Below are 25,935 nucleotides of genomic sequence, written 5' to 3' on the forward strand. Positions count from 1 at the left end.
GCATCCTGTCTGGGGCCCCGATCTCGTGCCAGCGGCGCTGGCGATTGAGAGCGCATTTGAGGGTCCACGATCAAATGCCGTGGGTATCAGGCCTAGGGCGCCTGCCAGAGGTGCGCCGGGCGGGCCGCTGCCAGTGATGGCCCCACGCTGATGGCGTGGCCGCCTAGGGCGGTGCGCCAGCCGTGGCGCCCGACATCCCAATGGCTGAAGGCGCGGGCGTCCAGGGTCAGCACGGCGGTCGCCTCCGCCCCCGGTGCCAGAACCAGGGGGGCGATGGCGCGCAGGCGCGGGATGGGGGATGAGCCGTCCTCCTCCGGGCTGGTGACATAGGCCTGCACCACGGTCTTGCCCGCGCGGGCGCCGGTGTTGCGGACTGGTACCATGATCGTCACGCCGCCATCAGCGGTGGGGGCCACCACCGGATGGCCATAGGCGAAGGTGGTGTAGCCCAGGCCTTCGCCCAGGCAGTGGCGGGGGACCAGGTCCTGGGCCGCGAAGTGGCGGTAGCCGATGTGCCAGCCCTCGGCATAGCGCACCCGGCCGTCCTCATCCGGCGTCAGGTCATAGGCGGGGTAGTCGCCGTCCTGGGCGGCGAAGGTCAGGGGCAGGCGGCCCCCTGGCTCCCGGTCACCGGCCAGCACCGCCGCGATGGCCGGTCCGAACATCTCGCCGGGATACCAGGTGATCATCAGGGCCGGCACCCCCTCGGCCCAGGACAGGTCCACGGCGTGGGCGACGTTGACCAGGACGGCGGTGTTGGGATTGGCGGCGACCACGCGGCGGATAAGCTCGGCCTGCCCGGCGGGCAGCCGCGTATCCGGCCGGTCCTTGCTTTCCACGCCGGCGTCCTGCGTCTCTCCCACGATCAGGAAGACGGTGTCGGCCTGGGATGCCACGGCCACCGCGCGTTCCAGCAGTTCCGCCGGGTTGTCCGGCCCCCGCACACCGTACCACAGGCCGTGGGCGCGGGCGGGGGCGTAGCGCAACTCCACCACCACCCGCACCGCCTGGCCGGCGACCAGCGCCTGGGTGACGGTGTCCGCCTCCCCCGCCTTCAGCACGCCCATGATATCGGACGGCCGCACGGAGTCGTCGCGGCGGAAGACCTCCACCCCGTCCAGCAGCAGGCGCACCGGCCCGGTGCCGCCGACGTGGAAGGTATGCGGACCATCTTGGGTGGGTGTCAGCAGGCCGCTGGCCCGCACCGTTCCCGGCCGGTCCAGCGGCGGGGCGCCGTCCATGCCGTGGAACCAGGTCAGGCTGTTGGTGTCGCGCGTCTCCGTCCGGCTGGGGGGCTGGTCCGGGTCGTGGCCGGTGAAATACTCCACCGTCATGCCGCGCCCTGTCCCATCCAGGGCGGTGACGGGCATGGACGGCAGGCGCGGCTGCGGGTCCACGCCCGGCTCGAACAGCACGGTGCAGTCCTGGCCATAACGGGCGCGGATCGCGTCCAGCGGTGCCAGGGCGTCGGGCCGCACGGCGATCTTGGCGAAGGTACCGCCCTGGTAGCAGGGGGCCAGCGCGTTGGGCCCGATGACGGCGATGGTCAGGCCCGGCCGTGGCGCCTGGGGCAGCAGGGCGCCTTCATTCTTCAGCAGCACGAAGCCGGCGGCGGCGGCCTCGGTCAGCAGGGCGGGCGCGTCGTCCTCATAGGGGGAAACGGCGCCCGTGTGGGTACGTGCCGCCAGCCGCGCCACCCGGGCTGCCGCGTCATCGACACGGGCCGGCGCCACCCGGCCCTCGCGCACCGCCGCGGCCAGCGCGGGGCCGAAGCGGCCGGTCATGGGCGGCATCTCCAGGTCCAGGCCGGCCGTGGCGCTGGCGTCCGTGTCCAAGGTGCCGAACCAGTCGGAGACGATGAAGCCGTCGAAACCCCATTCCCCTTTCACAATGTCGCGCAGCAACAGGGGATGCTCCACGCAATGGGTGCCATTGACGCGGTTATAGGCGGCCAGGATGCCCCAGACGCCGGTGGACACCGCCCGCTCGAACGGTAGCAGATAGACCTCGCGCAGCGTGCGCTCGTCCACCACCGCGTCCATGGCGTTGCGTTCGGTTTCGCTGTCGTTGCACACCAGATGCTTGGCGACGGCGGCCACCCCACGGCTCTGGATGCCGTCGATCCAGGCGGCGCCCATCTCGCCCGTCAACCAGGGATCCTCGGAGAACATCTCGAACGCGCGGCCGGCCAGGGGGCTGCGCGGCAGGTTCAGGTTGGGCGCCAGCACGGCCTGCACCCCCAGGCGCCGCGCCTCCTCACCCACCAGGGCGCCGATGCGTCGCACCAGGGCGGGGTCCCAGCTGGCCGCGAGCGCGGTACCGCAAGGGGTGAGGGTTGAGACGTCGCGCTCATCCACCCGGCCGCTGGCGATGCCCATGGGGCCGTCGGCCATCTTGACCGGGGGGATGCCCGCTTGCGGCAGGGCGGCCGTCGACCACATGGCCGCGCCCGTGGTCAGGCGGGCCTTGTCGTCCAAGGTCAGGGCCGACACGTCGATAGCATCCGATGTCACAGGCATCCTCCCCGGTTCCTTGGGTCACGCGGCCTGGCGGCGGGCGAAGCCCGTGACCTGGTCCGCCAGCATGTCCAGGTTGGCCTGCGCCGCCATGTCGGTGCAGGCGCCGTCGGGGCCGAAAAGGCCGCCGCCGCTGGTGTTGAAGGTCACTCCCAGGGGGGTGGGCCAGCCGCGCATGGCATGCACGATGCCGCGCAGGGCGGTCAGGGTCACGCCGCAGGCCTGCCAGCCGGCGGCGGTGACGACGCAGCCCACAGCCCGCCCCTCGAAATAGGGGCGGCTGTCGTCCCTGAGGTCTTCCAGCAGGTCCAGCGCGTTCTTGACCAGGCCCGACACGCCACCGTGATAGCCGGGGGTGCCGATGACTAGGCCGTCGCACGTCCGAACCGCCTCCACCAGGGCTCGCTGGGCCGGGGTGCGGCTGCTGTCCTCCGGCGCGAAGTGGGGCAGGGCCGCCAGCTCCGCCCCGCCGAACATCCGCGTGCGGGCGCCGGTCCGCTCGGCGCGGGCCAGCGCGGCGCGCACCGCCTTCTCTCCGCTGGAGCCTGGCCGCGTGGTACCGCCGATGCCGACGATGAGTGGCGCGGGCATCACTCGCCCTCCCGGAAACGCGGCATGACCTGCTCGGCGAACAGCCGCATGGAGGCGCGGCCCAGCCGGTCCCGTTCTGCCGTCAACGGGCCGTTGGTGAAGCTCATCAGCACGTTGCCGATGCCGAGGTCGGCATAGTCCCGCAGGTGGGCGGCCACCGTGTCCGGGCTGCCGTACAGGCACCAGGTGCTGATCCAGTCTTCCGACAGGGCGTTGGGCGCCTCATGGATTTTCACGTCACTGATGGCCTCGGCCCGCTTGTTGTAGACCAGCTCGCGATCCACGGCGGCCTGGTAGGACTTCAGGATCAGCTCCAGTTCCTCCCGCGCTTGGGCATCGGTCGGGGCGACATGGACGCACTGATAGGTGTGGGTGGTCCAGGCCAGGGCCTTGGCCACCACGTCGGGGGCATGGCCGGCGGCCAACAAGGCGTCGCGGTAGTAGGTGAAGTATTTGGTGACATGGGCCAGCGGCTCCCGCCCGCCGATCTGGGGTGGGGTGAAGGCCGGGATGAAGGCGGGGAAGCCGGCCTTCGCCGCGCGGTCGGCGCTGCTGGGGCGCAGCGCCACGCTCATCAACGGGGCGTGCGGCTTGTCGCCGTAGGGGGCGGGCACGATGCGCTGCACCACCTGGCCCTTGTAGTGGCCGGTGTCGAATTCCACGGCTGGATCGTCGGTGGTCTTGGCCCACAGCGCCTCGGCGATATCCAGGTTTTCCTGGGCGATGCGGCTGGTTTCCTTGTAGTTCACGCCGAAGCCGATCATCTCCTCCGGCGTGGTGCCGCTGCCGATGCCCACCAGCAGCCGTCCCTCGGTCAGTTGGTCCAGCAAATTCACCCGTTCCGCGAAACGCACGGGGTGGTGCAGGGGTACGGTGGTGACGGAAAAGCCGAAATGCACCCGCTTCAGTTGCCCAGCCAGGAAGGCGGTGAAGACGAAGGGGTCGCTGGCCATGGGGGCATAGCCGGTGAAGTGATGGTCGGGCGTGAACACGGCGTCATAGCCCAACGCCTCCGCCTCCTTGGCGTGGGACACCAGCGTGTCGATGACGAACTTGTCGTCTTGCGGGCCCAGGGACCGGCCGGCGAGGAAGACGGAAAAGCGCATGGGGGTGAACCTCCTGTCGATCCCGGTGGTGTCCGGGCTGTTGTTTCATGGATGGGGCAAGGGGAGGCCATGCCGGCAGGGGGCCGGATTTGGCGTGCGCGGGAACCGGACGCCTGTGCTAACATGGACATCCAGAACCAGAACCATCGTTCTATTATTCTGTAGGTCAGATGACAGCCCGCCGTCAAGGGGCTGAAAGATTGCGCTTGCGAATAAGAATGGGGCGATGGATGGGAATGCTTTTTGATCCTGTGCGTATGTTGGGGAATAGGTGATGGAAACGTCGGCGCGCGCGCCCAAGCAGAATCGCAGCCACGCATCGTTTGAACGGGTGCTGGATGCGGCCACGGCGCTGTTGCAGGAGCGGGGGTATGAGGATTTCACCCTGAACGAAGTCAGCCGCCGGTCGGGTGTCTCCATCGGCTCGATCTACGGCCGGGTGGACAGCAAGGACGCGCTGATCCGCACGGTGCAGACCCGCTCGCTCACGACGATCGAGGAGAAGGAGCGGCGGGTGACCGATCCCGTTCGCTGGCAGGGCTATGGCCTGGACCGGCTGGTGCCCGCCGTCCTGGCTGAGTTTGGTGAGTTTCTTAAGGAAAACAGCCCTTTGTTGCGGGCTTTCATGGCGCGCGCGCCGGTGGACCCTGTCATCGCGCAAATAGGCAAGCGCTCGCATGAGGGCATGGCGGTGCGGTTTGAAACCCTGTTGCTGTCCCGCCGGAACGAGATCAACCATCCGGAACCGGAACGGGCGGTGCACGCCTGCTTCGCCATGGCCTACGCCTCCTACGCCCGATATCTGGGCCTGGGCTCCGCCATGAACGTGGCGGGGGAGGGGGACTGGACCGAACTGAAGATGGACATCAGCCTCATGGCGCTGTGCTTCCTAAAATATAAACCCACCTGACGGGGATGGCCCCCCGGGGCCGAACCGGGGCCGAACCGGGGATGGCGCCAGCGTCGGCGCCGGCGACGGGCCCAGGGGGCTGGGGTGATTTTTTTTGATATCGTTCGCGTGAACAACTGTTGACCGTTCAGAATTAATGTTCTAATTCTCGGGAATAAGGCCGCCCCGGAAAAAAAGGGGAGAGGCGATGGCGGCGCCGGGGATCACGTTCCACCGGCGCCCTCCCGGGAGGGTTCAGAACGTGAAAGAGGACGTGCGCCCCGCAGCGCCCCCATGCCGTGAAAATTCCCAGCCGGCGCCCGGCCGCCGTGCCGTGCTGTTGGGCGGCCTGACCCTTGCCGCCGCGGCCCCCCTGATCTGGTCGCAGGTCAAGGCCGGAACGGTGGCGTCTTCCGCCGCCGTGCCCGGCGCCGGTCTGCCGGCCTTGCGGGAACGGCTGTGCGATCTGGTCATTCCCGATACCGACACGCCCGGCGCCCTCCGGGCCGGCGTCGCCGCTTTCTTGGGCGTGGCCCTGGACCACGGCTTGGTCGGCGCCGATGCCGGCACCCTGGCGCGGGTGGCAGCCGACTTGGATGCCCGCGCTGGCGCTTCCTTCCTGAAGCTTTCGGCCGACCGTCAGGTGGGGGTGCTGGCGGCGCTGGACGCCGCGGCCTATGCCACCCGCGCGCCGGATGCCGCCGGCGCCGCCTGGCAGGCCATCAAGGGCCTGATCGTCACCGGCTACTACACCTCGGAAATCGGCGGCACGCAGGAACTGCGATATGAGCTGGTGCCCGGCCGCTGGGACCCGGACCTGCCCGCCCGTGCCGGCGACCGGGCGTGGTCCAACGACTGGACGGGGATCGCCTTCGGATGAGCACGCCCATGAAGACGGATGCCAAGGCCGCGGAGTTCGACGCCATCGTCGTCGGTTCCGGCATCACCGGCGGCTGGGCCGCCAAGGAACTGACGCAGAAGGGGTTGAAGGTCCTGATGGTGGAACGCGGGCGCATGATCGAGCATGGCGCCGGCTACACCAACGAGACCAAGGCGCCCTGGGAAATGCCGTTTCGCGGCCTGGGCGACGCCGCCCGCTGGGCTAAGGATTACGCCATCCAGAAGGGCAACCGCGAGTTCGACGAATGGACGGAAGACCATTTCGTCAATGACAGCGAGAACCCCTACATCCATCCCGAGGACCAGCCCTTCACCTGGTACCGCAGCTATCAGCTGGGCGGCCGCTCGCTGACCTGGGGGCGGCAGTGCTATCGCTGGTCCGACTATGATTTCGGTGCCAACAAGGCCGATGGCCACGGCACCGATTGGCCCATCCGCTACAAGGACCTGGCGCCCTGGTACGACCATGTCGAGGACTTCATCGGCGTGTCGGGGGCCAAGGAAGGCTTGCCCCAGCTTCCCGACGGCCGTTTCACCCCGCCCATGGCGCTGAACGTGGTGGAGGCGCATGTGCGCCAGTCCGTGGCCGCCAGCCACCCCGGCCGCTGCGTCACCATCGGCCGTGTCGCCAACCTGACGGCGGAGCGCGAGGGGCGGGCGTTGTGCCAATACCGGTCCATCTGTGCCCGCGGCTGCTCTTACGGCGCTTATTTCAGCACGCAAAGCAGCACCCTGCCGGCGGCCCAGGCCACGGGCAACCTGACGCTGATGACCGACAGCCTGGTGGAGGCGGTGGATTACGACACCCGCACCCGCCGCGCCACCGGCGTGCGGGTGCAGAACGTGAAGACGGGGCAGCGGACCACCCACACCGCACGCCTGGTCTTCCTGTGCGCCGGCGCCTTCAACAGCGTCACCCTGCTGTTGCGCTCGGCGTCCGCCGACCAGCCCAACGGCTTGGCCAACAGCAGTGGCGTGCTGGGCCGCTACATCATGGATCATGCCACCTCCTTGTCCGGCGTGGCGCTGATGCCGGGGTTCGAGGCTCACACCACCTTCGGCAACCGGCCCAACGGCATCATCGTGCCGCGCTTCCGCAACCTGGAAACCCGGGACGGCCAGGGCTTCACCCGGGGCTATTCCTTCCAGGGCGGGGCGCTGCAAAGCGCCTGGGTGCGCGGCCGGCACCAGGCGGGTATCGGGGCGGAGTTCAAAAACGGCCTGCGTGGCCCCGGCCCGTGGCGCATGATCTTCGTCGCCTTCGCCGAAAGCCTGCCACGCGCGGAAAACCGTATCACCCTGGACACGGCGCGGACCGACCCGCACGGCGCGCCCTTGCAACGCATCGAGTTCCGCCACGGCGACAATGAGCGCGCCGCGTTGGCCGACGCCGCGCGGGAGGCCACGGCCATGCTGACGGCGGCGGGCGGCAGAATGCTGGTTGCCTTGGACCAGCCGGGTCCCGGCGGTTCCGCCATCCATGAGATGGGGGGCGCCCGCATGGGGGCCGATCCCAGGACTTCCGTCCTGAACGCCCATAACCAGGCGCACGACGTCGCCAACCTGTTCGTCACCGATGGCGCCGCCATGGCCTCCAGCGCCTGCCAGAACCCGTCGCTGACTTACATGGCCTTGACGGCGCGGGCCTGCGAGGCGGCGGTGTCCAAGCTGAAATCAGGGGCCTTGTAACCATGGCTGTCCGGCGGCGGGCAGCTTAACCAAAAAATAGAATAAGAATATTCATTCTGGCCGTGGATGCTTGAACCCTATGCCTCAGGATCCGTTCCTTGCCGAAAAGCGGCGGCCCCCTGGCGCGGATGGGGGCGGGATGAGCGAACCCGTCTCCCCGCCGCCTGCCGCCTCGGCCCTGACCGCCGTGATGGCCTTGTCGCCGCGCCGGCGCCTGCTGGCCGTGGCGGTGGTGGCCATCGCCTTCGTCATGGACCTGGTGGACACCACGATTGTGAACGTGGCGGTGCCGGCCATTCGGCAGAGCCTGGGTGCCGGACCAGCGGCGGTCCAATGGTTGGTGGCAGGCTATTCCATGGCGTTCGCCGTGCTGCTGATCACGGGCGGCCGCCTGGGCGATCTCTATGGCTATCGCCGAATCTTCCTGGGTGGCGTCGCTGGCTTCACCATCGCCTCGGCCCTGTGCGGCCTGGCCACGGGGCCGGAAACGCTGGTGGCCGCGCGGCTGCTGCAGGGCCTGTCGGCGGCGCTGATGGTGCCGCAGGTATTGGCGCTCACGCAGATCCTCTACCCGGCTGACCAGCGGGTGGCGGTCATGGCCCTGTTCGGCGTGCTTGGCGGCCTGTCGGCGGTGCTGGGCCCCATTCTGGGCGGCTTCCTCATTGACGCCGACCTTTTCGGCCTGGGCTGGCGACCGGTCTTCCTGCTGAACCTGCCGGTGGGTCTGCTGGGGATGGCGCTGGGGCTGTCGGTGCTGCCCGCCGGGCGCTCCCCCCACCCGGGTCGGGCCGACTGGATGGGCACGGTGCTGTTGGCCGTGGCCCTGTCCGCCCTGCTCCTGCCGCTGATCCAGGGCCGCGGCTCCGGCTGGCCTGCGTGGTGCCTGGCGTCGCTGGCCGCCACCCTGCCGTTGCTGGCCCTGTTCGTCTGGCATGTGCGGCGGCGTATCCGCCGCGTCGGCTCCGCCCTGCTGGTGCCGGCCCTGTTCCGCGACCGGGCCTTCAGCGTCGGCCTGGTCGTGCTGGTCGCCTTCCAGGTCGCCATGGGCGGCTTTTTCCTGGTGACGACCTTGAGTCTACAGGAAGGGCTGGGCTTCACGCCGACGGGGGCCGCGCTGATCCACGTGCCCTTCGCCGTGGGCGCCAGCATCGGCATCAGCGTGTTGGGCCGCCGCCTGATCCTGCGCGCCGGCCGCTACACGGTGACCGCCGGGTGCCTGGTCATGGCGGCGTCACTGCCGGCCCTGTGGGGCGCCTTGGGTGGGGTAGGGGGCGGTGTCGCGGGGGGCGGTGTCGTCAACGGCGGCCTGCCGCCCCTGCTGGCGGCGTTCCTTGCGGCGGGCATTGGCATGGGGCTGGTGGCCGCCGCCCTGACCCCCCTGACCCTGGTGCAAACCGATCCCCGCCACGCGGGGGCCGCCGCCGGCGTGGTCAACGCCACGCAGCAACTGGGTTCGGCCTTGGGCGTGGCCCTCGTCGGCCTGGTGTTCTTCCGTTTGGCGGACCCGCGCACGGCCGCCGCCTATCTCAATGCCTTCGGCGGGGCCACCGCCCTGACGGCGGCGGCGCTGCTGGTGGCCGGTCTTTTCAGCCTCCGGCTTCCCCGCCACCTCGGTACCGGCGCCGGGGCCTTCCATGTCTGACCGTTCAACACATCGCGAAAAACCAACAATGGATGTCGCCCGCGCGGCATCAAGGGAGGGCAAGAATGGCAACTGACCTGACACCGCCGGCCGCGCTGGCGGCGGTCTCCTCCGGGCAGTCCCCCCCGGCGGCACACCCCGCAGCGGCGCGACCCATGGCAGCGCACCAAGCCGGATGGGCTCAGGGGGTCGTCCTGGTGCTGGCGGGCTTCCTACCCATCCTGGCCATCGTGTCGCTGACCCCGGCGGTGCCCACCATCCTGGATCATTTCCGGGCGGTGGGTCAGATCGGGGCCGACGCCTCGCTCTTGGTCACGCTGCTGGTCACGGCGCCTGGCCTGTCCATCGCGCTGTTGTCGCCCTTCGCCGGCATGTTGGTCGACCGCTATGGCCGCCGGCCGTTGTTGGTGGGTGCCGCCCTGCTCTACGGGGCGGTGGGGGTGGCGCCCTACTTCCTGGACAGCCTCAAGGCCATCATCGCCAGCCGTCTGGCCCTGGGCGTGGCGGAGGCCGCGATCCTCACCATCGTCAACACCCTCATCGCCGACTACTTCACGCCGGTGGGCCGGCGCCGGCTGCTGATGCTGCAGGGCATGGCCGGGCCGGCGCTCGCCAGTCTGGTCATCGCGGGTTCGGGCGCCCTCACGGTCATCGGCTGGAACACCTCCTTCCTCATCTACCTCAGCGCCATCCCGATCTTCCTGGGCATGTACGCCTACATTTTCGAGCCGGTGGGCGATGCCCCGGGGGCGGGGAGCCCGGCTGTGGGGGCTGTGGCGCCCGGGACGACCGCGCCGTCAGGCCGGGCGCCCTTCCCCTTGAAGGCGGTGGTGATCTTCGGCGCCGCCACCTTGTTCGCCTCCTCCCTCTACTATGTCTTCATCGTCCAGGGCGGCCTGGCCTTCCGTGAGGTGGGCGTGGCCGATCCGGCGGCGGCGGGGCGCTACATCTCGCTGGCCAGCCTGGCGGTGCCGGTGGGGGCCCTGATCTTCGGTGCCGTCGGCGCGCGGGGCACGGCGCTTCAGATCCTGATGTTCCTGGGCATGCTGGGCATCGGCCTCACCGGCATCGGCCTGGCCCATGACCCCACCACCATGGTGGCCCTGCTGGTCATCCAGCAGATGGGCGCCGGCATGACCATACCCACCCTGGTGGCGTGGGCGCAGAGCGAGCTGCCGTTCGAACATCGCGGCCGGGGCATGGGCGTGTGGTCGTCCTGCTTCTTCCTGGGCCAGTTCACCAGCCCCTTCTTCGTCGCGCTGGCCAAGGGCATCGCCGGCACCGGCACGGTGCAGTCGGCCTTCGTCGTCATGGGGGGTATCGCGCTGGCCGGGGCTGCCATCGCCGCCATCCTGGCCTTCCGGGCCAAATCCTCCGCCTGATCCACACGTACGGGAAAGATCCGCCATCATGGCCAATGCCATCAAACGGGGCGTCAGCCTCTATAGTTACCAGGAAGAAACCTACCTTCAGAAAATGACGCTGGAGGACGTGATCGCCGCGTCAGCCCGCATGGGCGCCTTGGGCATCGAGGTCGTCAGCGAGCAATCGTTCTGGGGCTATCCCGCGCCGCTGCCGGACGCGACGTACGACCATTGGCACGCCCTGATGGACAAGTACGGCACCACCCCGGTCTGCCACGACCTGATGCTTGACTATAAAAAGTACAAGGGCCGCCTGATGCCGTTCGAGGAGCAGGTGGCGTCCATGAAGGTGGACATCGCCCATGCCGCCCGCCTGGGCTGCCCCTTCACCCGCGCGCTGGTCAGCATCAGCCCGGAAGTCCTGGCGGCGGTGGCGCCCTATGCCGAGGAGAAGGGCGTGAAGGTGCTGATCGAGGTGCACGCGCCCCTGCACTTCGACCACCCCTGGATCCAGCGCCATTATGAGGTGATGGAAAAGCTGGGGTCGGACCATCTGGGCTTCCTGCCCGACATGGGCATCTTCGTGAAGCGTTTTCCCCGTGTCTGGAAGGAACGCTTCATCCGCCAGGGCTGTCCGGAAAAGGTCGCGGACCATATCGAGCAGGCCTATGAGGCCCGCACGCTGGCGGAATACGTCATCAACGACGTGGAGAAGATGAAGGCCGGCCCCGCCGCCATGGCCATGGTCACCACCCTACGCCACAACCTTTACGCCAATCCGCGCCGCATGCTGGAGTTCATGCACCGCATCCACAACATCCACGCCAAGTTCTATGAAATGACGGCGGACCTGGTGGAACCCAGCATTCCGTATGAGGAGATCATCCCCGTGCTGGTCGAGGGTGGCTACCAGGGCTACTTGTGCAGCGAGTACGAGGGGAACCGCTGGGTCGAGGACGCCTTCCCCGTCGACAGCGTGGAACAGGTGCGCCGCCAGCAGGCCATGTTCGAACGCCTGCTGTCGCCGAAGCCCACCGCGCACGCCGCCTGACCTTGCCGGCATGCCGGGCGGCAGCGCCCGGCGATTGAGGGAAAAAGGAATACTCGATGTTCGACAAATACATGATCTGCGAGGACGGCTTCCGCAACGTGGAGGAAGGCGGCCAGGTGGTGGGCTTCGCCTTCGGCGCCCGGCTGCCCTATTACCGGGGCCTGGGCCTGTCCATGGTGGAGGAGATCGCGGTGGCCGTGGACGGTCAAGCCTACCCGCGCGAGGCCATCCGTTTCAGCGTGCGCGGCCGCAGCTGGACCCTGGATGAGATGGAGGCGGAATACGAGGACCGCTGGAACTTCGGTGAGGTGGCGGAGATCCGCGTGCTGACACCCGGCGGCCTGGCCTCGGGCGCCCATACGGTGGAACTGGCGGAGCGTCTGCGCATTTCTTACCTGCCGTTCGAGCCGACCACCAGGGACGCCAAGACGCTGATCATCGCGTGATGAGGCTTTTTATTGTCCGGGGGACAACATAGGCTATGCGTTTGGCGGGTTTCTGGGGAAGATTGGCCGGCGTGCCCCTTACCCGGAGACGGCCCCCATGTCCCACACCCCCCTGTCTGGCAAACCCACGGTCATCGGCCGCGCCACGTCCATCAACGTGCGCAAGGTGCTGTGGACCTGTGCCGAAATCGGCCTGGATCACCACTTCGACAGCGACTGGGTGGGGGAGGCGGCCATCCGCCGGCGGGATGAGCTGCTGGCCCTCAACCCCAACGGCCAATTCCCGGTGCTGATTGAAGGCGAGGGGGCACGGCGGCAGGTGCTGTGGCAGTCCAACACCATCTGCCGCTACCTGGCCACGGTGGCGGGCCGCGACGACCTGCTGCCCACGGCGCCGCGCGCCCGGGCGGTGGTGGAGCAGTGGATGGATTGGCAGGTCGGCGACCTCAATCCCGCCTGGCGCTATGCCTACCTGGCCCTGGTGCGCCGGATGCCGGGCTTCACCCACGCCGATGAAATCGCGGCCAGCGTGACCGCCTGGAACAAGGCCATGGTCTTGCTGGACCGGCACCTGGCGCGAACCGGCGCCCATGTCACCGGCCCCACCTTCACCTTGGCTGACATCGTTCTGGCGCTGTCCGCCAACCGCTGGCGCCTGACCCCCATGGACCATGTCCATTGCCCCGCGGTGGACGCCTGGCTGGACCGGCTGGCGGTGCGGCCGGGCTTCACCGCCCATGTGGGTCCTGGCGTGCCGTAAGGCTTGCGCGCCATGCCGGCGCCACCCATCATCGCCGCCAACAAAGGCAGAGGCCAGAAGCGGCGGGCCAAAAGCGGCTGGCCAGCAGGGGTGGGCCAAGAGGGGTGGGGATGGACATGCGCTTCTGGACCTGGGCAGTGGCGGGATTGTTGGTCCTGGCAGGCCCGGCGCGGGCGGCGGCACCCGAGATCCGCATCCAGGACGTCATCGACTTCTATCGTGTCTATGATGCCGGCGGGGGCGCACCCTCCGCGGCCGCCTTGCAGGGATACCTGGATCACGGCAGCGACGGGTTGCGCCAATTCGTGGGCCTGCGTCACCTGTCGGGCGAGTCCCTGGCGGCGGCCATGGAAAAGCATCCCCGGATGTTCGCGGACGCCAAGACCTGCCTGGACGTGCTGCCGGCGGTGAAGCGGCGCCTGGCCCAGGCCCTGCCCCGCCTGGGCCAGCTGTATCCCCCGGCCCAATTCCCGCCCATCACCATCCTGGTGGGGCAGGGCAACACCGGTGGCACCACCAGCGCGTCCGGCGTGCTGGTGGGGCTGGAGGCACTGTGCGGCGCCAGTTGGATGGACCCCAACCCCGAGGACCGCTTCGTCCATCTGGTGGCGCATGAATATGTGCATGTGCAGCAGCCGGCGGCGCGGACGGAGCCGGAGCACCCCACGCTGCTGTTCCCCACCCTGATCGAGGGTGGGGCGGAGTTCCTGGCCGAACTGATCTCCGGCGATGTCGGCTATGTCCGGCTGAAGAACTGGGCCAAGGGGCGCGAAAAGGAGATTGAGATCCAATTCGCTGCCGACCAGGACAAGACCGACCTGAAAGCCTGGCTTTACAACGGTGTCGGCACGGACGAACGCCCGGGTGATCTCGCCTACTGGGTGGGCTACCGCATCGCCAAGGCCTATTACGTCCACGCCAAGGACAAGCGCCAGGCCATCGCCCGTATCCTGACCATCAACGCCGACACCGCGAAGGCTTTTCTGGCCGACAGCGGCTGGGCGCCGGGCATGTCCCTGCCGGAGAAAGTGCCGCTGCCGGAGTGAGGGGGCAGGTTCCGGCGCGGTGTCCCGGCGGCTCAGATTAAGCAAAGTTAATGAATCGCCCACGCTGGCTAAATCCCGCCGGCGTTAGCGTCCCGCCCAAGGTGCACAAACCCTTGGCCTCCCGCGACCTGCCCCTGACCTGCCCCTGACCTGGATGATGCTGCCGATATCCTCCCTCCTCTCCCCTCCCGCCCCCCGGTTCCGCGCCCTCAAGCGGTGCTGGCTGGCGGGTGCCGCCGCGCTGGCGCTGGCCGGCTGTTCCGTGGGGCCGGATTACCAGCGCCCCGCCACCCCGCCACCGGCGGCATGGCAGGAGGCCGCGCCCAAGGCGGGCGCGTCCGTCTGGCCGGCCGCCGATTGGTGGAAGGGCTTCGGTTCCGCTCAACTGGACGCCTACATCGCCCAGGCGCAGACGGCCAACGACGACCTGGCCGCCGCCATGGCCCGGGTGCGCGAGGCCGACGCCCAGGCCCAGGTGGCCGGGGCCGCGCTGCTGCCCAGCGTGGGGGCAAGCGCCGACATCGACCACCAGCGGGCCAAAAGCTCCGGCGCGGCCCAGACCTCCACGGCGCACAGCCTGGGTCTGAGCGCCAGTTACGAACTGGACTTCTGGGGCAAGAACCGGGCGACCGCCACCGCCGCGCTCGCCACCGCCGATGCCAGCCGTTACGATCTCGAAACGGTACGCCTGACGGTGTTGAGCAGTGTCGCCACCAGCTATTTCCAGGGGCTGGAGCTGCGGGAGCAGGTGCGGGTGGCGGAGGACAACCTGGCCAACGCCCAGGCCACCCTGGACGGCCTGCGTCGCCAGGCCGACGCCGGCATCGCCACGGCGCTGGACGTCGCGCAACAGGAAACCACCGTCTCCACCCTCAGCGCCAAGGCGCCGCCGCTACGTCAGCAGTACCGCCAGTCGGTGCATGCCCTGGCCATCCTGCTGGGCCAGATGCCGGAGGCGGTGGACCTGGCGGAGGGCGACACCCTGGCCAAGCTGTCGCTGCCCGCCGTGACGCCGGGCCTGCCCTCGGAGCTGCTGGCCCGCCGGCCCGACGTGGCCCAGGCGGAGGCGCAATTGCGCGCCGCGAACGCCAACATCACCGTGGCCCGCGCCGCCTTCTTTCCCGCCATCGACCTGACGGCGTCGGGCGGCTACGCCAGCAATGCCCTGTCGCACCTGTTCGATCCGGGCAGCACCCTCTTCTCCCTGGCCGCCGGTCTGACCCAGCCCATCTTCCAGGGCGGGGCGCTGGAGGGGCAGTACGCCAACACCCAGGCCCGCTATGACGAGCTGGTGGCCACATACCGCAAGTCCGTCCGCTCCGCCTTCTCGAACGTGGAGGACTCGCTGACCGCCGTGCGCGAGACGACGGAGCAGTTGGCGCGGCAGGAGCAGGCGACGGCCACGGCCCGTCACGCCTATGAGCTGGCGCAGGCGCAACTGGCCGCCGGCACCATCACCGTCCTGACGGTGCTGAATACGGAAACCGCCTTGTTCACCGCCAACGATGCCTTGGTCCAGGCCCGCTACGCCCGCCTGCAGGCCTTGGTCGGTTTGTACAACGCCCTGGGCGGCGGCTGGAAGCAGAGCTGACATCATGAGCAAGACCCCGATCCTGAAGCCCCTTCGCATCAGCCGCACCCGGGCCGTCATGGCCGGCCTTGGTGGCATTTTCATCCTGGCCGCCGCGGGGGCCGAGCTGCTGCCCGCCGCCACCAAGGCCGCCCCTCCGGCCGCGAAGGGCGGCGGTGCCGTCGCCGTGGACACGGCCGTGGCCACGCCGGCCGACGCCCCCGTCTACCTGGCGGGGCTGGGCTCCGTGCAGTCGCTGAACACGGTGACGGTCACGACGCGCGTGGATGGCGCCTTGGACAAGGTCGCCTTCACCGAAGGCCAGACGGTGAAGCCGGGCGACCTGCTGGCGCAGATCGACCCGCGCCTCTACCAGGCGGCCTACGACCAGGCGCTGGCCACCAAGGCCAAGGACGAGGCGCAGCTGGCCAACGCCCGCGCCGACCTGGAGCGCTACACCCGCCTGGCGCCGCAGAACCTGGCCAGCAAGCAGACGGTGGACACGGCCAAGGCCCAGGTCGACCAGTTGCTGGCCCAGATCAAAAGCGACCAGGCCGCCATCGACAACGCCAAGACCCAGCTGGACTACACCCACATCACCAGCCCCATCCAGGGGCGGACCGGCATCCGCATGGTCGATCCCGGCAACAACCTGCACGCGGCCAGCGGCACCGGCATCGTGGTGGTGACGCAGATGCAGCCCATCTCCGTCATCTTCACCCTGCCGGAAGAGGACCGCCTGGCCGTCAGCCAGGCCATGGCCCAGGGGCCGCTGACCGTCACCGCCGTGGCGCGCGACGGCAAGACGGATCTGGCCACCGGCACCGTCATGCTGGTCGACAACCAGATCGACCAGACCACCGGCACTGTGCGGCTGAAGGCGCAGTTCCCCAACACCGATGAGCATCTGTGGCCGGGCCAGTTCGTGAATGTGAAGGTGTTGAGGCAGACCCGCCGGGGGGCGCTGACCATACCCAGCGCCGCCCTGCAGCGCGGGCCCAACGGCCTCTACGCCTATGTCGTGAAGCCGGACTCCACGGTGGAGATGCGCCCCATCGAGACGGCGGAGACGATGGGCGACACCGTCGTGGTGACCAAGGGCCTGCAGGCCGGTGAGCGCGTCACCACCAGCAACGCCTATCGCCTGCAACCGGGCGCCAAGGTGGCGGTGGCCGGCGAGGCCAAAACGGCCGACGCGACACCCGCCAATGCCGGAGGCACCCAGCCATGAGCCTCTCCAGCCCCTTCATCACCCGGCCCATCGCCACCTCGCTCCTGATGCTGGGCGTGCTGCTGGTGGGCATGGTGGCCTATCCGCTGCTGCCGGTGGCGCCGCTGCCGCAGGTGGACTTCCCCACCATCCAGGTGTCGGCCAACCTGCCGGGCGCCAGTCCGGAAACCATGGCGTCCAGTGTGGCCCAGCCGCTGGAAACCCAGTTCGCCGCCATCCCTGGTGTTGCCCAGATGACGTCGACCAGCACGCTGGGCAGCACCCAGGTGACGCTTCAGTTCGACCTGAACCGCAACATCGACGCGGCGGCGCAGGATGTGCAGACGGCCATCGACGCCGCCGGTGGCCAGTTGCCCAAGAACCTGCCATCGCCGCCCACCTACCGCAAGATCAACCCGGCCGACAGCTCCATCCTGGTGTACTCGGTCCACTCCGCCAACCTGCCCCTGACCACGGTGGACGACTACGCCGAGAACGTTATCGCCCAGCGCCTGTCGCAGATTCCGGGCGTGGGCCAGGTGTCCATCGGCGGCCAGCAGAAGCCGGCGGTGCGGGTGCAGGTGGACCCGGCCAAGATCGCCGCCCTGGGCATCCAGCTTGAGGACATCGCCACCGTCATCCCCACCGCCACGGTCAACGCGCCCAAGGGGTCGATCAACGGCGTCCAGCACAACTTCGTCATCTACAACAATGACCAGTTGCTGAAGGCGGAGCCGTGGAACGATGTCATCGTCGCCTATCGTAACGGGGCGCCGGTGCGCATCCGCGACATCGGCGTGGCGGTGGACGGGCCGGAGAACACCCAGCTGCTGGCCTGGCAGAACAATGGCCCGGGCATCATCCTGCAGGTGTTCAAGCAGCCGGGCGCCAACATCATCGACATCGTGTCGCGGGTGGAGGCCATGCTGCCGCAGGTCATGGCGGCGGTGCCCCCCGGCGTGAAGATGGACAAGGTCATCGACCGCACCACCACCATCAAGGCGTCGGTGGAGGATGTTCAGTTCACCCTGCTGCTGACCATCTTCCTGGTGGTCATGGTCATCTTCCTGTTCCTGCGCAACCTGTGGGCCACGCTGATCCCCGGCGTGACCGTGCCCCTGGCCTTGTTCGGCACCGCGGCGCTGATGTACCTGCTGGGCTTCAGCCTGGACAACCTGTCGCTCATGGGCCTGACCATCGCCGTGGGCTTCGTCGTCGACGACGCCATCGTGATGGTGGAGAACATCTACCGCCATATCGAGGAGGGCATGTCGCCCAAGGACGCGGCGCTGAAGGGCGCGGGGGAGATCGGCTTCACCATCATGTCCATCAGCGTGTCGCTGGTGGCGGTGTTCATCCCCCTGCTGCTGATGGGCGGCATCGTCGGCCGGCTGATGCGTGAATTCGCCATCACCGTGACCATGACCATCGCCGTCTCCGCCTTCGTCTCGCTGACCCTGTCGCCGATGATGAGCGCCCTGTTCCTGAAGGATGAGAAGCACGCCCGGCATGGCCGGGCCTATATGGTCATCGAAAGCGGCTTCGACTGGCTGGTGAACCGGTATGCCCGGGGCCTGGACTTCGTGCTCAGGCACCAGCGCCTGACCCTGATGGTGTTCTTCGCCACGGTGGCGGCCACGGTGGCGCTCTACATCGCCATCCCCAAGGGCTTCTTCCCGCAGCAGGACACCGGCATCATCGCCGGCCTGGCCGACGCCTCGCAGGATGTGTCCTTCAACGAGATGGTGCGGCTGCAGCACCAGTTGACCGATGTCGTGGCGCAGGACCCGGACGTGGCCGCCTGGGCGACATCCGTCGGTGGCGGTGGGCGGCCCATCAACAACGGGTTCATCGTCATCGGCCTGAAGCCGCGCGACCAGCGCACCGCCAGCGCCGACCAGATCATCGCGCGGCTGCGGCCCAAGCTGGCCAAGGTCAAGGGGGCGACCCTGTTCCTGCAGGCCAGTCAGGACCTGAACGTGGGCGGCCGCCTGGCCCGCACGCAATACCAGTACACCCTGCAGGACGCCGACCTGGGCGAGTTGAACGACTGGGCGCCCAAGCTGCTGGACAAGCTCAAGGGCCTGCCCCAACTGCGCGACGTCGCCACCGACCAGCAGACCAACGGCACCACCCTGAACCTGGTGATCGACCGCGACCAGGCCGCCCGCTTCGGCATCCAGCCTTCGCTGATCGACAGCACCCTGTACGACGCCTTCGGCCAGCGGCAGGTGACCCAGTATTTCACCCAGCTGAACAGCTATCACGTGGTGCTGGAAATCACGCCGGAGCTGCAATCCAGCCCCGACACCCTGAACAAGCTGTACATCAAGTCACCCGTGACCGGTCAGGAGGTGCCGCTGTCCACCTTCGTGAAGTACGACACCAACCATGTGAACTTCCTGTCCATCAATCATCTGGGCCAGTTCCCGGCGGTGACCCTGTCGTTCAACCTGGCGCCCGGCGTATCCCTGGGCGAGGCGGTGCAGGTCATCCAGCAGGCCCAGGCGGAGATGGGCATGCCGTCCTCGGTCAACGGCACCTTCCAGGGCACGGCCCAGGCCTTCCAGGCCTCGCTGGCGACCCAGCCCTACCTGATCGCGGCGGCGCTGGTGGCCGTCTACATCATCCTGGGCATGCTGTATGAAAGTTACATCCACCCGCTGACCATCTTGTCCACCCTGCCGTCGGCGGGCGTGGGGGCCCTGCTGATGCTCATGGTCTTCCACTATGACCTGTCGGTCATCGCGCTCATCGGTATCATCCTGCTGATCGGCATCGTGAAGAAGAACGGCATCATGATGGTGGACTTCGCCATCCAGGCGGAACGGGAACACCACATGGCGCCCATCGAGTCCATTCGCCAGGCCTGCCTGCTGCGCTTCCGGCCCATCATGATGACCACCATGGCGGCCCTGCTGGGCGCCCTGCCGCTGATGCTGGAGAACGGCACCGGCTCCGAACTGCGCAAGCCGCTGGGCGTCACCATGGTCGGTGGGCTGATTTTGAGCCAGATCCTGACCCTGTTCACCACGCCCGTGGTTTATCTCTACCTGGACCGGGTGAACGACTGGCTGAACCGCCGGGGCCGCAACCGGGTGGACCATGACCAGGCCCGGCCGCATGCGGCCATGGGCGTGGGTGATTGAGGCGCGGGGGGCATCCCATGAAGGTGCTGTTGGTTGAGGATAACGAACGGGTGGCGCGCTTTGTCGTGAAGGGACTGCGCGAGGCGGGCCACACCGTGGAGCATGTCGACAACGGGCGCGACGGCATGTTCCAGGCGACCGGCGAACCGTTCGACGTGATCGTCATGGATCGCATGCTGCCGGGTGACATCGATGGCCTGACCATCATCGAGACCCTGCGCAAGATGGGCACGCAGACCCCTGTCCTGATCCTGAGCGCGCTCAGCAGTGTGGATGAGCGCATCAAGGGCCTGCGCAGCGGCGGCGACGACTATCTGACCAAGCCCTTCGCCTTCGGCGAGCTGCTGGCGCGGCTGGACGCGCTGATGCGCCGGTCGCCCACCGGCGCCGCGCCGGAAACCAGCCTGGCGGTGGGGGATTTGCGCATGAACCTGCTGTCGCGCAAGGTCACACGGGGGGAGCGCGCCATCGCCCTGCAGAACCAGGAGTTCAAGCTGCTGGAATACCTGATGCGGCATGTCGACCAGGTGGTCACCCGCACCATGCTGCTGGAAGGCGTCTGGGGCTATCACTTCGATCCCCAGACCAACGTGGTCGACGTGCACATCAGCAAGCTGCGCCAGAAGATCGAAGGGGAGGGGGAGCCGCCGCTGCTGCGCACGGTGCGCAACGCCGGCTACATGATGACGGCCGGGGGCTGACATGGCGCCCGCCCCCGTCCTGCCCCTGCGCTCCTCCGCCTTCACCCTGGCGTTTAGCTATGTGTTGCTGGGGCTGGTGACCCTGGTGCTGTTCGCCGCCCCCCTGGGCTATGCCTGGCGGGTGACCATCGACGATGGCCGCACCGAGATATTGCAGGAGGACGCGCAGCGCTTCGCCGAGGTGTTCCGCCAGCGCGGGCCCGACGGGCTGGCGGCCTTCCTCAATGAACGCATGAGCATGCAGATCGCGGCGGAGCGCATCCTGCTGCTGACCGATCCGGCCCACACCGTGTTGGCCGGCAACATGCCGGCCTGGCCCGTGGACGTGCCCGAGCGGCAAGGAGCCTATACCGCGCCGCTCACGTTCAATGGCAAGACGATACAGGCGCGGCTGGTCCATATGGTGCTGCCCGGCGGCTATCACCTGCTGGTGGCCCGCGACATGGCCCACTTCCGCCCCCTGGAGCAGCGGTTCTGGTACAGCCTGCTGGCGGCCATGGGTGTGCTGCTGCTGCTGGGCATGCTGGGCGGCTTCCTCATCCGCCGCGCCGTGCTGCGCCGCATCGATGAGCTGAGCCGCACCGTCACCGGCATCGTCCAGGGCGACCTCTCGCGGCGCCTGCCCACCGCCCGGGGGCAGGATGAGTTCAACACCCTGTCGCGCACCATCAACGGCATGCTGGACCAGATCGAGCATCTGGTGCACGGCGTGCGCAACGTCTCCAACGCCATCGCCCACGATTTGCGCACCCCCTTGGCGGAGCTGCGGTCGCGGCTGGAGGAGGTGAGCGTCACCCGCCCCACCATGACCGAGACCTATGCCGAGGTGGATGGGGCGGTGGCCGACGTAGACCGCGTCATCGGCATCTTCAACGCCCTGCTGCGCCTGGCGGAGATCGATACCGGCGCCCGCCGCTCCGGCTTCGCCGAGGTCAACGTGGCGGAGGTGGCGGCCGGGGCCGTGGAGTTCTACCTGCCGGCGGCGGAGGTGAAGGGTGTCTCCCTGGCCTTCCAGGGGGACACGGGCATGGCGACCATCCTGGGCGACCCCGTGCTGCTGGCCCAGGCGGTTGGCAACCTGATCGACAACGCCCTGAAGTTCACGCCCGAGGGCGGCGCCATCGTGGTGCGGGTCGCCAGCGGCGCTGATGGCAAGGTCGAGATGTCGGTCACCGACAACGGCCCCGGCATCCCCGATGAGGAGAAGCCGCGGGTGACGGAGCGCTTCTATCGCGGCGACGCCGGCCGGGGCACCCCCGGCGTGGGCCTGGGCCTCAGCCTGGTCAGCGCCGTCGCCAAGCTGCACGGCGGCGCCTTCGACCTGGCGGATAACCACCCGGGGCTCCGGGCCCGGATGCGGTTGGCTTAAGGGAACATCCGGCGGGCGTACTCCTCCACCTCCGCCATGCGCTTGGGCAAGATTTGGCCGTAGATTTCATCCACCCGCCGCTTCACCTCCGGCCGGGCCAGTTCCGGGCGGCCGCCGGGGAAAGGGGGCTCGGGCGCGTATTCCAGCATCAGCAGCAGGGCCTCCGCCACGTCGCGCCCCACGATTTCGGCGGCCACGGTGAAGGCGAAGTCCAGGCCGGCCGTGACGCCCCCGCCGGTGATGATGTCGCCGTCGCGCACCACGCGGCCGGCGTCGGGAATGGCGCCGAACCGCGCCAGCTGGCCGCGCCAGGCCCAATGGCAGGCGGCCCGTTTGCCCTTCAGCAAACCGGCCCCCGCCAGGACCAGAGACCCGGTGCAGACCGAGGTCAGGTAGCGGGCGCCGTCGGCCAGGCGGCGCACCTGGGCCATGGTTTCGGTGTCGTTCAGCACGGCGGCGATGCCCATGCCGCCGGGGATGAACAGCAGGTCGCAGGCCGGAATGTCGGCCAGCCGCTCCGTCCCCTCGAACCGCAGTCCTTCGTGCGAGGCGATGGTGCCGCCGGTGGCGGATGCCACTCGGGGGGTGATGCCGGGCAGGCGGCTGAACACCTGGTGCGGGGCGGTGAAGTCCAATTGGGTCATCAGGGGAAAGACGACTTCAACGATGGTGAAGGCGGCCTGGCTCATGGGAAGGCTCCGGGCTCCGGGGGAGGGCGGTGCCAACGGTGCCCTCGACAGACGCTGGCAGCAATGCCATAAATCCCACCTTTCCTGCCAATAACAGGACCGCGCCCATGGCCCGCACCATCGCTTTCCTGGCTTATCCCGGCTTTCAGATCCTGGACGTCACCGGGCCCCTGGCGGCGTTTGAGATCGCGGGCCGCTGCGCCCGCCAGCCCTATGACATCCGCGTCATGGCGCTGGAGGCGGGGCCGGTCGCCAGTTCGTCCGGCGTCCTGCTGATGGCGGGGCCGCTGGTGGACCCGGCGCAGGTGGATACGCTGGTGGTCGCCGGCGGCGACGGCGTGAACGTCGCCAGTGCGGAGCCGGTCCTGCTGGACTATGCCCGCGCTGTGGCGGAACGGGCACGGCGGGTGACCAGCGTCTGTTCCGGCACCTTTCTGCTGGCGGCTGCCGGCCTGCTGGACGGGCGGCGGGTCACCACCCACTGGTACCGCACCAGCTCTTTTGCCCGGCGCTTTCCCCAGGTGCGGCTGGAGGCCGACCGCATCTTCATCCGCGACGGCGCCTATTGGACATCGGCCGGCATCACCGCTGGCATCGACCTGGCGCTGGCCTTGGTGGCGGAGGACCAGGGTGAGGCCATCGCCCGGCGCACGGCCCGGCAACTTGTCGTGCCCTACCGCCGCCAGGGCGGGCAGTCGCAATTCTCCACCTTGCTGGAAATGCAGGGCGCCAGCAGCCGCTTTGGCGACTTGCTGGCCTGGGTGCGGGACAATTTGTCCCGGCCCTTGACGGTGGAGGACCTGGCGGCCCAGGCGGCCATGAGCCCGCGCAACTTCGCCCGCGCCTTCGCCGCTGAACAGGGCGTCACCCCGGCCAAGGCGGTGGAGCAGTTGCGGCTGGAGGTGGCACGGGATTTGGTGGAAGAAAGCCCCGCGTCCCTGGACCGTATCGCTCTCGAAACGGGCTTTGGGGATACCGAACGCATGCGCCGGGCCTTCATCCGCACCTTTGGCGCGCCACCGCAAGCCATCCGCAGGTCGGCCTAGGTTCGCTCCGGAGCAGGATCATCTCCTGCCCTGGACGAAGGCGGTTGCCCTTTAAAGGCGCAGACGCGGAAAACTTCTCGCATATGCAAAAATTTGGCGTTTGACGGCCCCGAAATCTGATCTAGTCTGTTCCTTAATGGGGTTGGCTTTGGCCGCCCCTATAACAGACATGACAGTGCGAGGGGGCAATGAACTCCACACAGTATGCTGGCATGCGCGCAATTGAGCAGTCGGGCAAACGAACGAAGTTTGTCTATCGGATTGTTGCTTTCACCGCAATATTTGTGGCCTTGGCGTTCAGTGTACTGGGATACGTCATTTATTCTGTATCCAGCGATACTCTAACCACGCAAATCAATACACAGATCAAATCAACCGGCGAGTCAGCGGCCGATGGCATCCAGAAGTGGCTGATGGGCCGCGTTTCGCTGGTGCGGAACCTGGCCGATGACGTGGCGGCCGGCGACGGCGCCCATGTCATGAACCTGCTGCAGGGGCCGACGCTGAGCGGTACCTTCAGCCCCGTCTATTACGGCGACGCCGCCGGCGTCTTCACCATGGTCCCGGCGCTGGATTTGCCGCCCGGTTATGACCCGCGCCAGCGCGGCTGGTACAAGGCCGCCGATGCCGCGCGGCAGACCATCATGACGCAGCCCTATGTCAGCGCGTCGGGTGGCAACCTGGTCCTGACCATCGCCAGCCCCGTCATGAAGAATGGCGCCTTGGCGGGCGTGGCCGCCGGCGATCTGGACCTGGATATGGTCAAGACCTTCCTCAAGTCCTTCGACCTGGGCGGCAACGGCCAGGTGTTCCTGATCGACGGCGACGGCACGGTGCTGGTCCACCCCGACAAGGACCGGGTGATGAAGAAGCTTGCCGATGGCTTCGACATCCAGAAGCACCTGGGCCGCACGCCGGAGCAGGAGGGCGACACCCTGATCTCCTTCCATCCCATCAAGGATTTGCCGTCCGCCCGGTGGTACGTGGGCGTGACCATGGACGCGGCCAAGGCCTTCGGGCCCCTGCGCTCCCTGGGCATGCTGATCCTGGTGGCCACCGGCGGCACGGTGGCGGTGCTGGTGCTGTTGCTGGGCTTCGTGACCTATCGCCTGGTGGCGCGGCCCATCGATGAGATCACCGGCACCATGATCGCGCTCAGCGAGGGCGCCATCGACGTGCCCACGCCGGCGGTGGAACGGCGGGACGAGATCGGCGCCATGGCCCGCGCGCTGGAGGTGTTCAAGCGCAACGCGACCGAGGTGGCGAAGCTGCACCAGGAACGCACCCAGATGCAGGAGGAGGCGGAGCGCAAGCGCCGCGCCCTGGCGGAACGGCTGGCCAGCGATTTCGAGGCCAACGTCTCCTCCGTCCTGAAGCTGGTGTCCCAGGCCAGCGGCCAGGTCGATGCGCAGAGCAATCACCTGGCGGCGGGACTGGCCGACGCGCGGCGCAGCAGCGACGCCGTGCGCGCAGCCACGGATGAGACGTCCAGCAGCGTGGAGACGGTGGCGGTGGCGGCGGAGCAATTGTCGGCCTCCATCGGGGAAATCGCCACGCGTGTGACCCAAAGCGCCGAGATCGCCACCGACACGGCCACCCGCGCCGAAACCGCCCGCCAGACCATCGAGCATCTGGCCGGCCAGATGGAAAAGATCACGGAGATCGTGAACCTGATCACCCAGATCGCCAGCCAAACTAACCTGCTGGCCCTCAACGCCACCATCGAGGCGGCGCGGGCCGGGGAGGCGGGCAAGGGTTTCGCCGTCGTGGCGTCGGAGGTCAAGAGCCTGGCCAACCAGACGGCCAAGGCGACGGAGGACATCACGGCGCAGATCGAGGCGACGCAGCAGGCCAGCAGCCGGGCGGTGGCCGAGGTCCGCTCCATCGCCGAGGTGTCGGCCCGCGCGCAGGAGGTGGCGGCCAACATCGCCTCCGCCGTGGAACAGCAGGGGGCGGCGACGCGGGAAATCTCGCAGAACGCCAGCATCGTCGCCCGCGGCACCCGGGCCGTCACCACCAACATCCATGCCGTCAGCGATGTGGTGGTGGACAGCGCCGACCGCGCCAGCCACGTGCTGGGCACCGCCGGCGAACTGGCGCAGCAACTGAAGGCCCTGGACGAACAGGTCAGCCGCTTCGTCACCGCGGTGCGGGCGGCGTGATGCACGCCCGTTCGATGTGACAGGGATATGACAAGCGCT

At 68.4% G+C, this 25,935-nt stretch carries 20 protein-coding genes; 16 read left to right on the top strand and 4 right to left on the bottom strand.

Features of this window, described 5'->3' with window-relative positions; all coding sequences use genetic code 11:
* Positions 1–92 precede the first annotated feature (92 nt).
* Genes FBZ90_RS01340 through FBZ90_RS01350 form a run of 3 tightly spaced genes read right to left on the bottom strand, consistent with a single transcriptional unit; the run spans position 93 to position 4,213 of the window.
* Positions 93–2,519, bottom strand: coding sequence for a glycoside hydrolase family 3 protein (locus FBZ90_RS01340; protein ID WP_145729225.1), 2,427 nt, complete (start codon positions 2,517–2,519; stop codon positions 93–95).
* An 18-nt stretch (positions 2,520–2,537) separates the two neighbouring features.
* On the bottom strand, positions 2,538–3,107 hold the full coding sequence (locus FBZ90_RS01345; RefSeq protein WP_145729227.1) for an NADPH-dependent FMN reductase: 570 nt from the start codon (positions 3,105–3,107) through the stop codon (positions 2,538–2,540).
* The gene (locus FBZ90_RS01350) at positions 3,107–4,213 is read right to left on the bottom strand and encodes an LLM class flavin-dependent oxidoreductase (RefSeq protein ID WP_145729229.1); all 1,107 of its coding nucleotides are present in this window, start codon (positions 4,211–4,213) and stop codon (positions 3,107–3,109) included. Before FBZ90_RS01350 ends, FBZ90_RS01345 begins: the two co-directional genes overlap by 1 nt.
* Positions 4,214–4,487: 274 nt before the next feature.
* On the opposite strand from FBZ90_RS01350, the gene FBZ90_RS01355 reads away from it, so the two are divergent.
* The 14 genes from FBZ90_RS01355 to FBZ90_RS01420 all read left to right on the top strand — a co-directional run bounded on the left by FBZ90_RS01355 (position 4,488) and on the right by FBZ90_RS01420 (position 21,999).
* Positions 4,488–5,123: a TetR/AcrR family transcriptional regulator gene (locus FBZ90_RS01355; protein WP_145729231.1), complete on the top strand. Its 636-nt coding sequence runs from the start codon at positions 4,488–4,490 to the stop codon at positions 5,121–5,123.
* A gap of 241 nt (positions 5,124–5,364) precedes the next feature.
* Positions 5,365–5,982 carry a gluconate 2-dehydrogenase subunit 3 family protein gene (locus FBZ90_RS01360; protein ID WP_186455540.1) on the top strand — a complete coding sequence of 206 codons (618 nt, stop codon included), beginning with the start codon at positions 5,365–5,367 and terminating at the stop codon, positions 5,980–5,982.
* On the top strand, positions 5,979–7,691 hold the full coding sequence (locus FBZ90_RS01365) for a GMC oxidoreductase (protein ID WP_246130085.1): 1,713 nt from the start codon (positions 5,979–5,981) through the stop codon (positions 7,689–7,691). Before FBZ90_RS01360 ends, FBZ90_RS01365 begins: the two co-directional genes overlap by 4 nt.
* A 139-nt stretch (positions 7,692–7,830) precedes the next feature.
* On the top strand, positions 7,831–9,333 hold the full coding sequence (locus tag FBZ90_RS01370) for an MFS transporter (RefSeq protein WP_145729235.1): 1,503 nt from the start codon (positions 7,831–7,833) through the stop codon (positions 9,331–9,333).
* A 65-nt stretch (positions 9,334–9,398) separates the two neighbouring features.
* Positions 9,399–10,715, top strand: a complete 1,317-nt coding sequence (locus FBZ90_RS01375; RefSeq protein ID WP_246130086.1) for an MFS transporter — start codon at positions 9,399–9,401, stop codon at positions 10,713–10,715.
* Positions 10,716–10,743: 28 nt separating this feature from the next.
* Positions 10,744–11,748, top strand: a complete 1,005-nt coding sequence (locus tag FBZ90_RS01380; protein WP_145729237.1) for a sugar phosphate isomerase/epimerase family protein — start codon at positions 10,744–10,746, stop codon at positions 11,746–11,748.
* 56 nt (positions 11,749–11,804) lie between these two features.
* Positions 11,805–12,194 (top strand): C-glycoside deglycosidase beta subunit domain-containing protein, encoded by a 390-nt coding sequence (locus FBZ90_RS01385; RefSeq protein WP_145729239.1) that lies wholly within the window; start codon positions 11,805–11,807, stop codon positions 12,192–12,194.
* Positions 12,195–12,291: 97 nt separating this feature from the next.
* Complete coding sequence (locus FBZ90_RS01390; protein ID WP_145729241.1) at positions 12,292–12,954, top strand: glutathione S-transferase family protein; 663 nt, start codon at positions 12,292–12,294, stop codon at positions 12,952–12,954.
* A gap of 110 nt (positions 12,955–13,064) precedes the next feature.
* Positions 13,065–14,000, top strand: coding sequence for a DUF2268 domain-containing putative Zn-dependent protease (locus FBZ90_RS01395; RefSeq protein WP_145729242.1), 936 nt, complete (start codon positions 13,065–13,067; stop codon positions 13,998–14,000).
* A 154-nt stretch (positions 14,001–14,154) separates the two neighbouring features.
* The gene (locus tag FBZ90_RS01400) at positions 14,155–15,591 is read left to right on the top strand and encodes an efflux transporter outer membrane subunit (RefSeq protein WP_246130087.1); all 1,437 of its coding nucleotides are present in this window, start codon (positions 14,155–14,157) and stop codon (positions 15,589–15,591) included.
* Between the two features lie 4 nt (positions 15,592–15,595).
* The gene (locus FBZ90_RS01405) at positions 15,596–16,801 is read left to right on the top strand and encodes an efflux RND transporter periplasmic adaptor subunit (RefSeq protein WP_246130088.1); all 1,206 of its coding nucleotides are present in this window, start codon (positions 15,596–15,598) and stop codon (positions 16,799–16,801) included.
* Positions 16,798–19,929, top strand: coding sequence for a multidrug efflux RND transporter permease subunit (locus FBZ90_RS01410; protein WP_145729244.1), 3,132 nt, complete (start codon positions 16,798–16,800; stop codon positions 19,927–19,929). Before FBZ90_RS01405 ends, FBZ90_RS01410 begins: the two co-directional genes overlap by 4 nt.
* Positions 19,930–19,946: 17 nt before the next feature.
* Entirely contained in the window at positions 19,947–20,630 is a 684-nt protein-coding gene (locus FBZ90_RS01415) for a response regulator transcription factor (protein ID WP_145729245.1), read from the top strand.
* A gap of 1 nt (position 20,631) precedes the next feature.
* Complete coding sequence (locus tag FBZ90_RS01420; protein WP_145729246.1) at positions 20,632–21,999, top strand: sensor histidine kinase; 1,368 nt, start codon at positions 20,632–20,634, stop codon at positions 21,997–21,999.
* On the opposite strand, the gene FBZ90_RS01425 is transcribed toward FBZ90_RS01420, so the two are convergent.
* On the bottom strand, positions 21,996–22,688 hold the full coding sequence (locus FBZ90_RS01425) for a DJ-1/PfpI family protein (RefSeq protein WP_145729247.1): 693 nt from the start codon (positions 22,686–22,688) through the stop codon (positions 21,996–21,998). The two genes, FBZ90_RS01420 and FBZ90_RS01425, sit on opposite strands and share 4 nt — an antisense overlap.
* 107 nt (positions 22,689–22,795) lie before the next feature.
* On the opposite strand from FBZ90_RS01425, the gene FBZ90_RS01430 reads away from it, so the two are divergent.
* Both FBZ90_RS01430 and FBZ90_RS01435 read left to right on the top strand, forming a co-directional pair.
* Positions 22,796–23,734, top strand: a complete 939-nt coding sequence (locus FBZ90_RS01430; protein WP_145729248.1) for a GlxA family transcriptional regulator — start codon at positions 22,796–22,798, stop codon at positions 23,732–23,734.
* A gap of 212 nt (positions 23,735–23,946) precedes the next feature.
* On the top strand, positions 23,947–25,896 hold the full coding sequence (locus FBZ90_RS01435) for a methyl-accepting chemotaxis protein (protein WP_246130089.1): 1,950 nt from the start codon (positions 23,947–23,949) through the stop codon (positions 25,894–25,896).
* Positions 25,897–25,935 lie beyond the last annotated feature (39 nt).

It is taken from the genome of Nitrospirillum pindoramense (genome assembly GCF_007827955.1).
GTDB lineage: Bacteria > Pseudomonadota > Alphaproteobacteria > Azospirillales > Azospirillaceae > Nitrospirillum > Nitrospirillum amazonense_B.

Excerpts from the sequence above, each read along its gene's own strand:
- FBZ90_RS01340 (WP_145729225.1), bottom strand. The coding sequence starts at position 2,519 with ATGCCTGTGACATCGGATGCTATCGACGTGTCGGCCCTGACCTTGGAC.
- FBZ90_RS01345 (WP_145729227.1), bottom strand. The coding sequence starts at position 3,107 with ATGCCCGCGCCACTCATCGTCGGCATCGGCGGTACCACGCGGCCAGGC.
- FBZ90_RS01350 (WP_145729229.1), bottom strand. The coding sequence starts at position 4,213 with ATGCGCTTTTCCGTCTTCCTCGCCGGCCGGTCCCTGGGCCCGCAAGAC.
- FBZ90_RS01355 (WP_145729231.1), top strand. The coding sequence starts at position 4,488 with ATGGAAACGTCGGCGCGCGCGCCCAAGCAGAATCGCAGCCACGCATCG.
- FBZ90_RS01365 (WP_246130085.1), top strand. The coding sequence starts at position 5,979 with ATGAGCACGCCCATGAAGACGGATGCCAAGGCCGCGGAGTTCGACGCC.
- FBZ90_RS01370 (WP_145729235.1), top strand. The coding sequence starts at position 7,831 with ATGAGCGAACCCGTCTCCCCGCCGCCTGCCGCCTCGGCCCTGACCGCC.
- FBZ90_RS01375 (WP_246130086.1), top strand. The coding sequence starts at position 9,399 with ATGGCAACTGACCTGACACCGCCGGCCGCGCTGGCGGCGGTCTCCTCC.
- FBZ90_RS01380 (WP_145729237.1), top strand. The coding sequence starts at position 10,744 with ATGGCCAATGCCATCAAACGGGGCGTCAGCCTCTATAGTTACCAGGAA.
- FBZ90_RS01385 (WP_145729239.1), top strand. The coding sequence starts at position 11,805 with ATGTTCGACAAATACATGATCTGCGAGGACGGCTTCCGCAACGTGGAG.
- FBZ90_RS01390 (WP_145729241.1), top strand. The coding sequence starts at position 12,292 with ATGTCCCACACCCCCCTGTCTGGCAAACCCACGGTCATCGGCCGCGCC.
- FBZ90_RS01395 (WP_145729242.1), top strand. The coding sequence starts at position 13,065 with ATGGACATGCGCTTCTGGACCTGGGCAGTGGCGGGATTGTTGGTCCTG.
- FBZ90_RS01400 (WP_246130087.1), top strand. The coding sequence starts at position 14,155 with ATGATGCTGCCGATATCCTCCCTCCTCTCCCCTCCCGCCCCCCGGTTC.
- FBZ90_RS01405 (WP_246130088.1), top strand. The coding sequence starts at position 15,596 with ATGAGCAAGACCCCGATCCTGAAGCCCCTTCGCATCAGCCGCACCCGG.
- FBZ90_RS01410 (WP_145729244.1), top strand. The coding sequence starts at position 16,798 with ATGAGCCTCTCCAGCCCCTTCATCACCCGGCCCATCGCCACCTCGCTC.
- FBZ90_RS01415 (WP_145729245.1), top strand. The coding sequence starts at position 19,947 with ATGAAGGTGCTGTTGGTTGAGGATAACGAACGGGTGGCGCGCTTTGTC.
- FBZ90_RS01420 (WP_145729246.1), top strand. The coding sequence starts at position 20,632 with ATGGCGCCCGCCCCCGTCCTGCCCCTGCGCTCCTCCGCCTTCACCCTG.
- FBZ90_RS01425 (WP_145729247.1), bottom strand. The coding sequence starts at position 22,688 with ATGAGCCAGGCCGCCTTCACCATCGTTGAAGTCGTCTTTCCCCTGATG.
- FBZ90_RS01430 (WP_145729248.1), top strand. The coding sequence starts at position 22,796 with ATGGCCCGCACCATCGCTTTCCTGGCTTATCCCGGCTTTCAGATCCTG.
- FBZ90_RS01435 (WP_246130089.1), top strand. The coding sequence starts at position 23,947 with ATGCGCGCAATTGAGCAGTCGGGCAAACGAACGAAGTTTGTCTATCGG.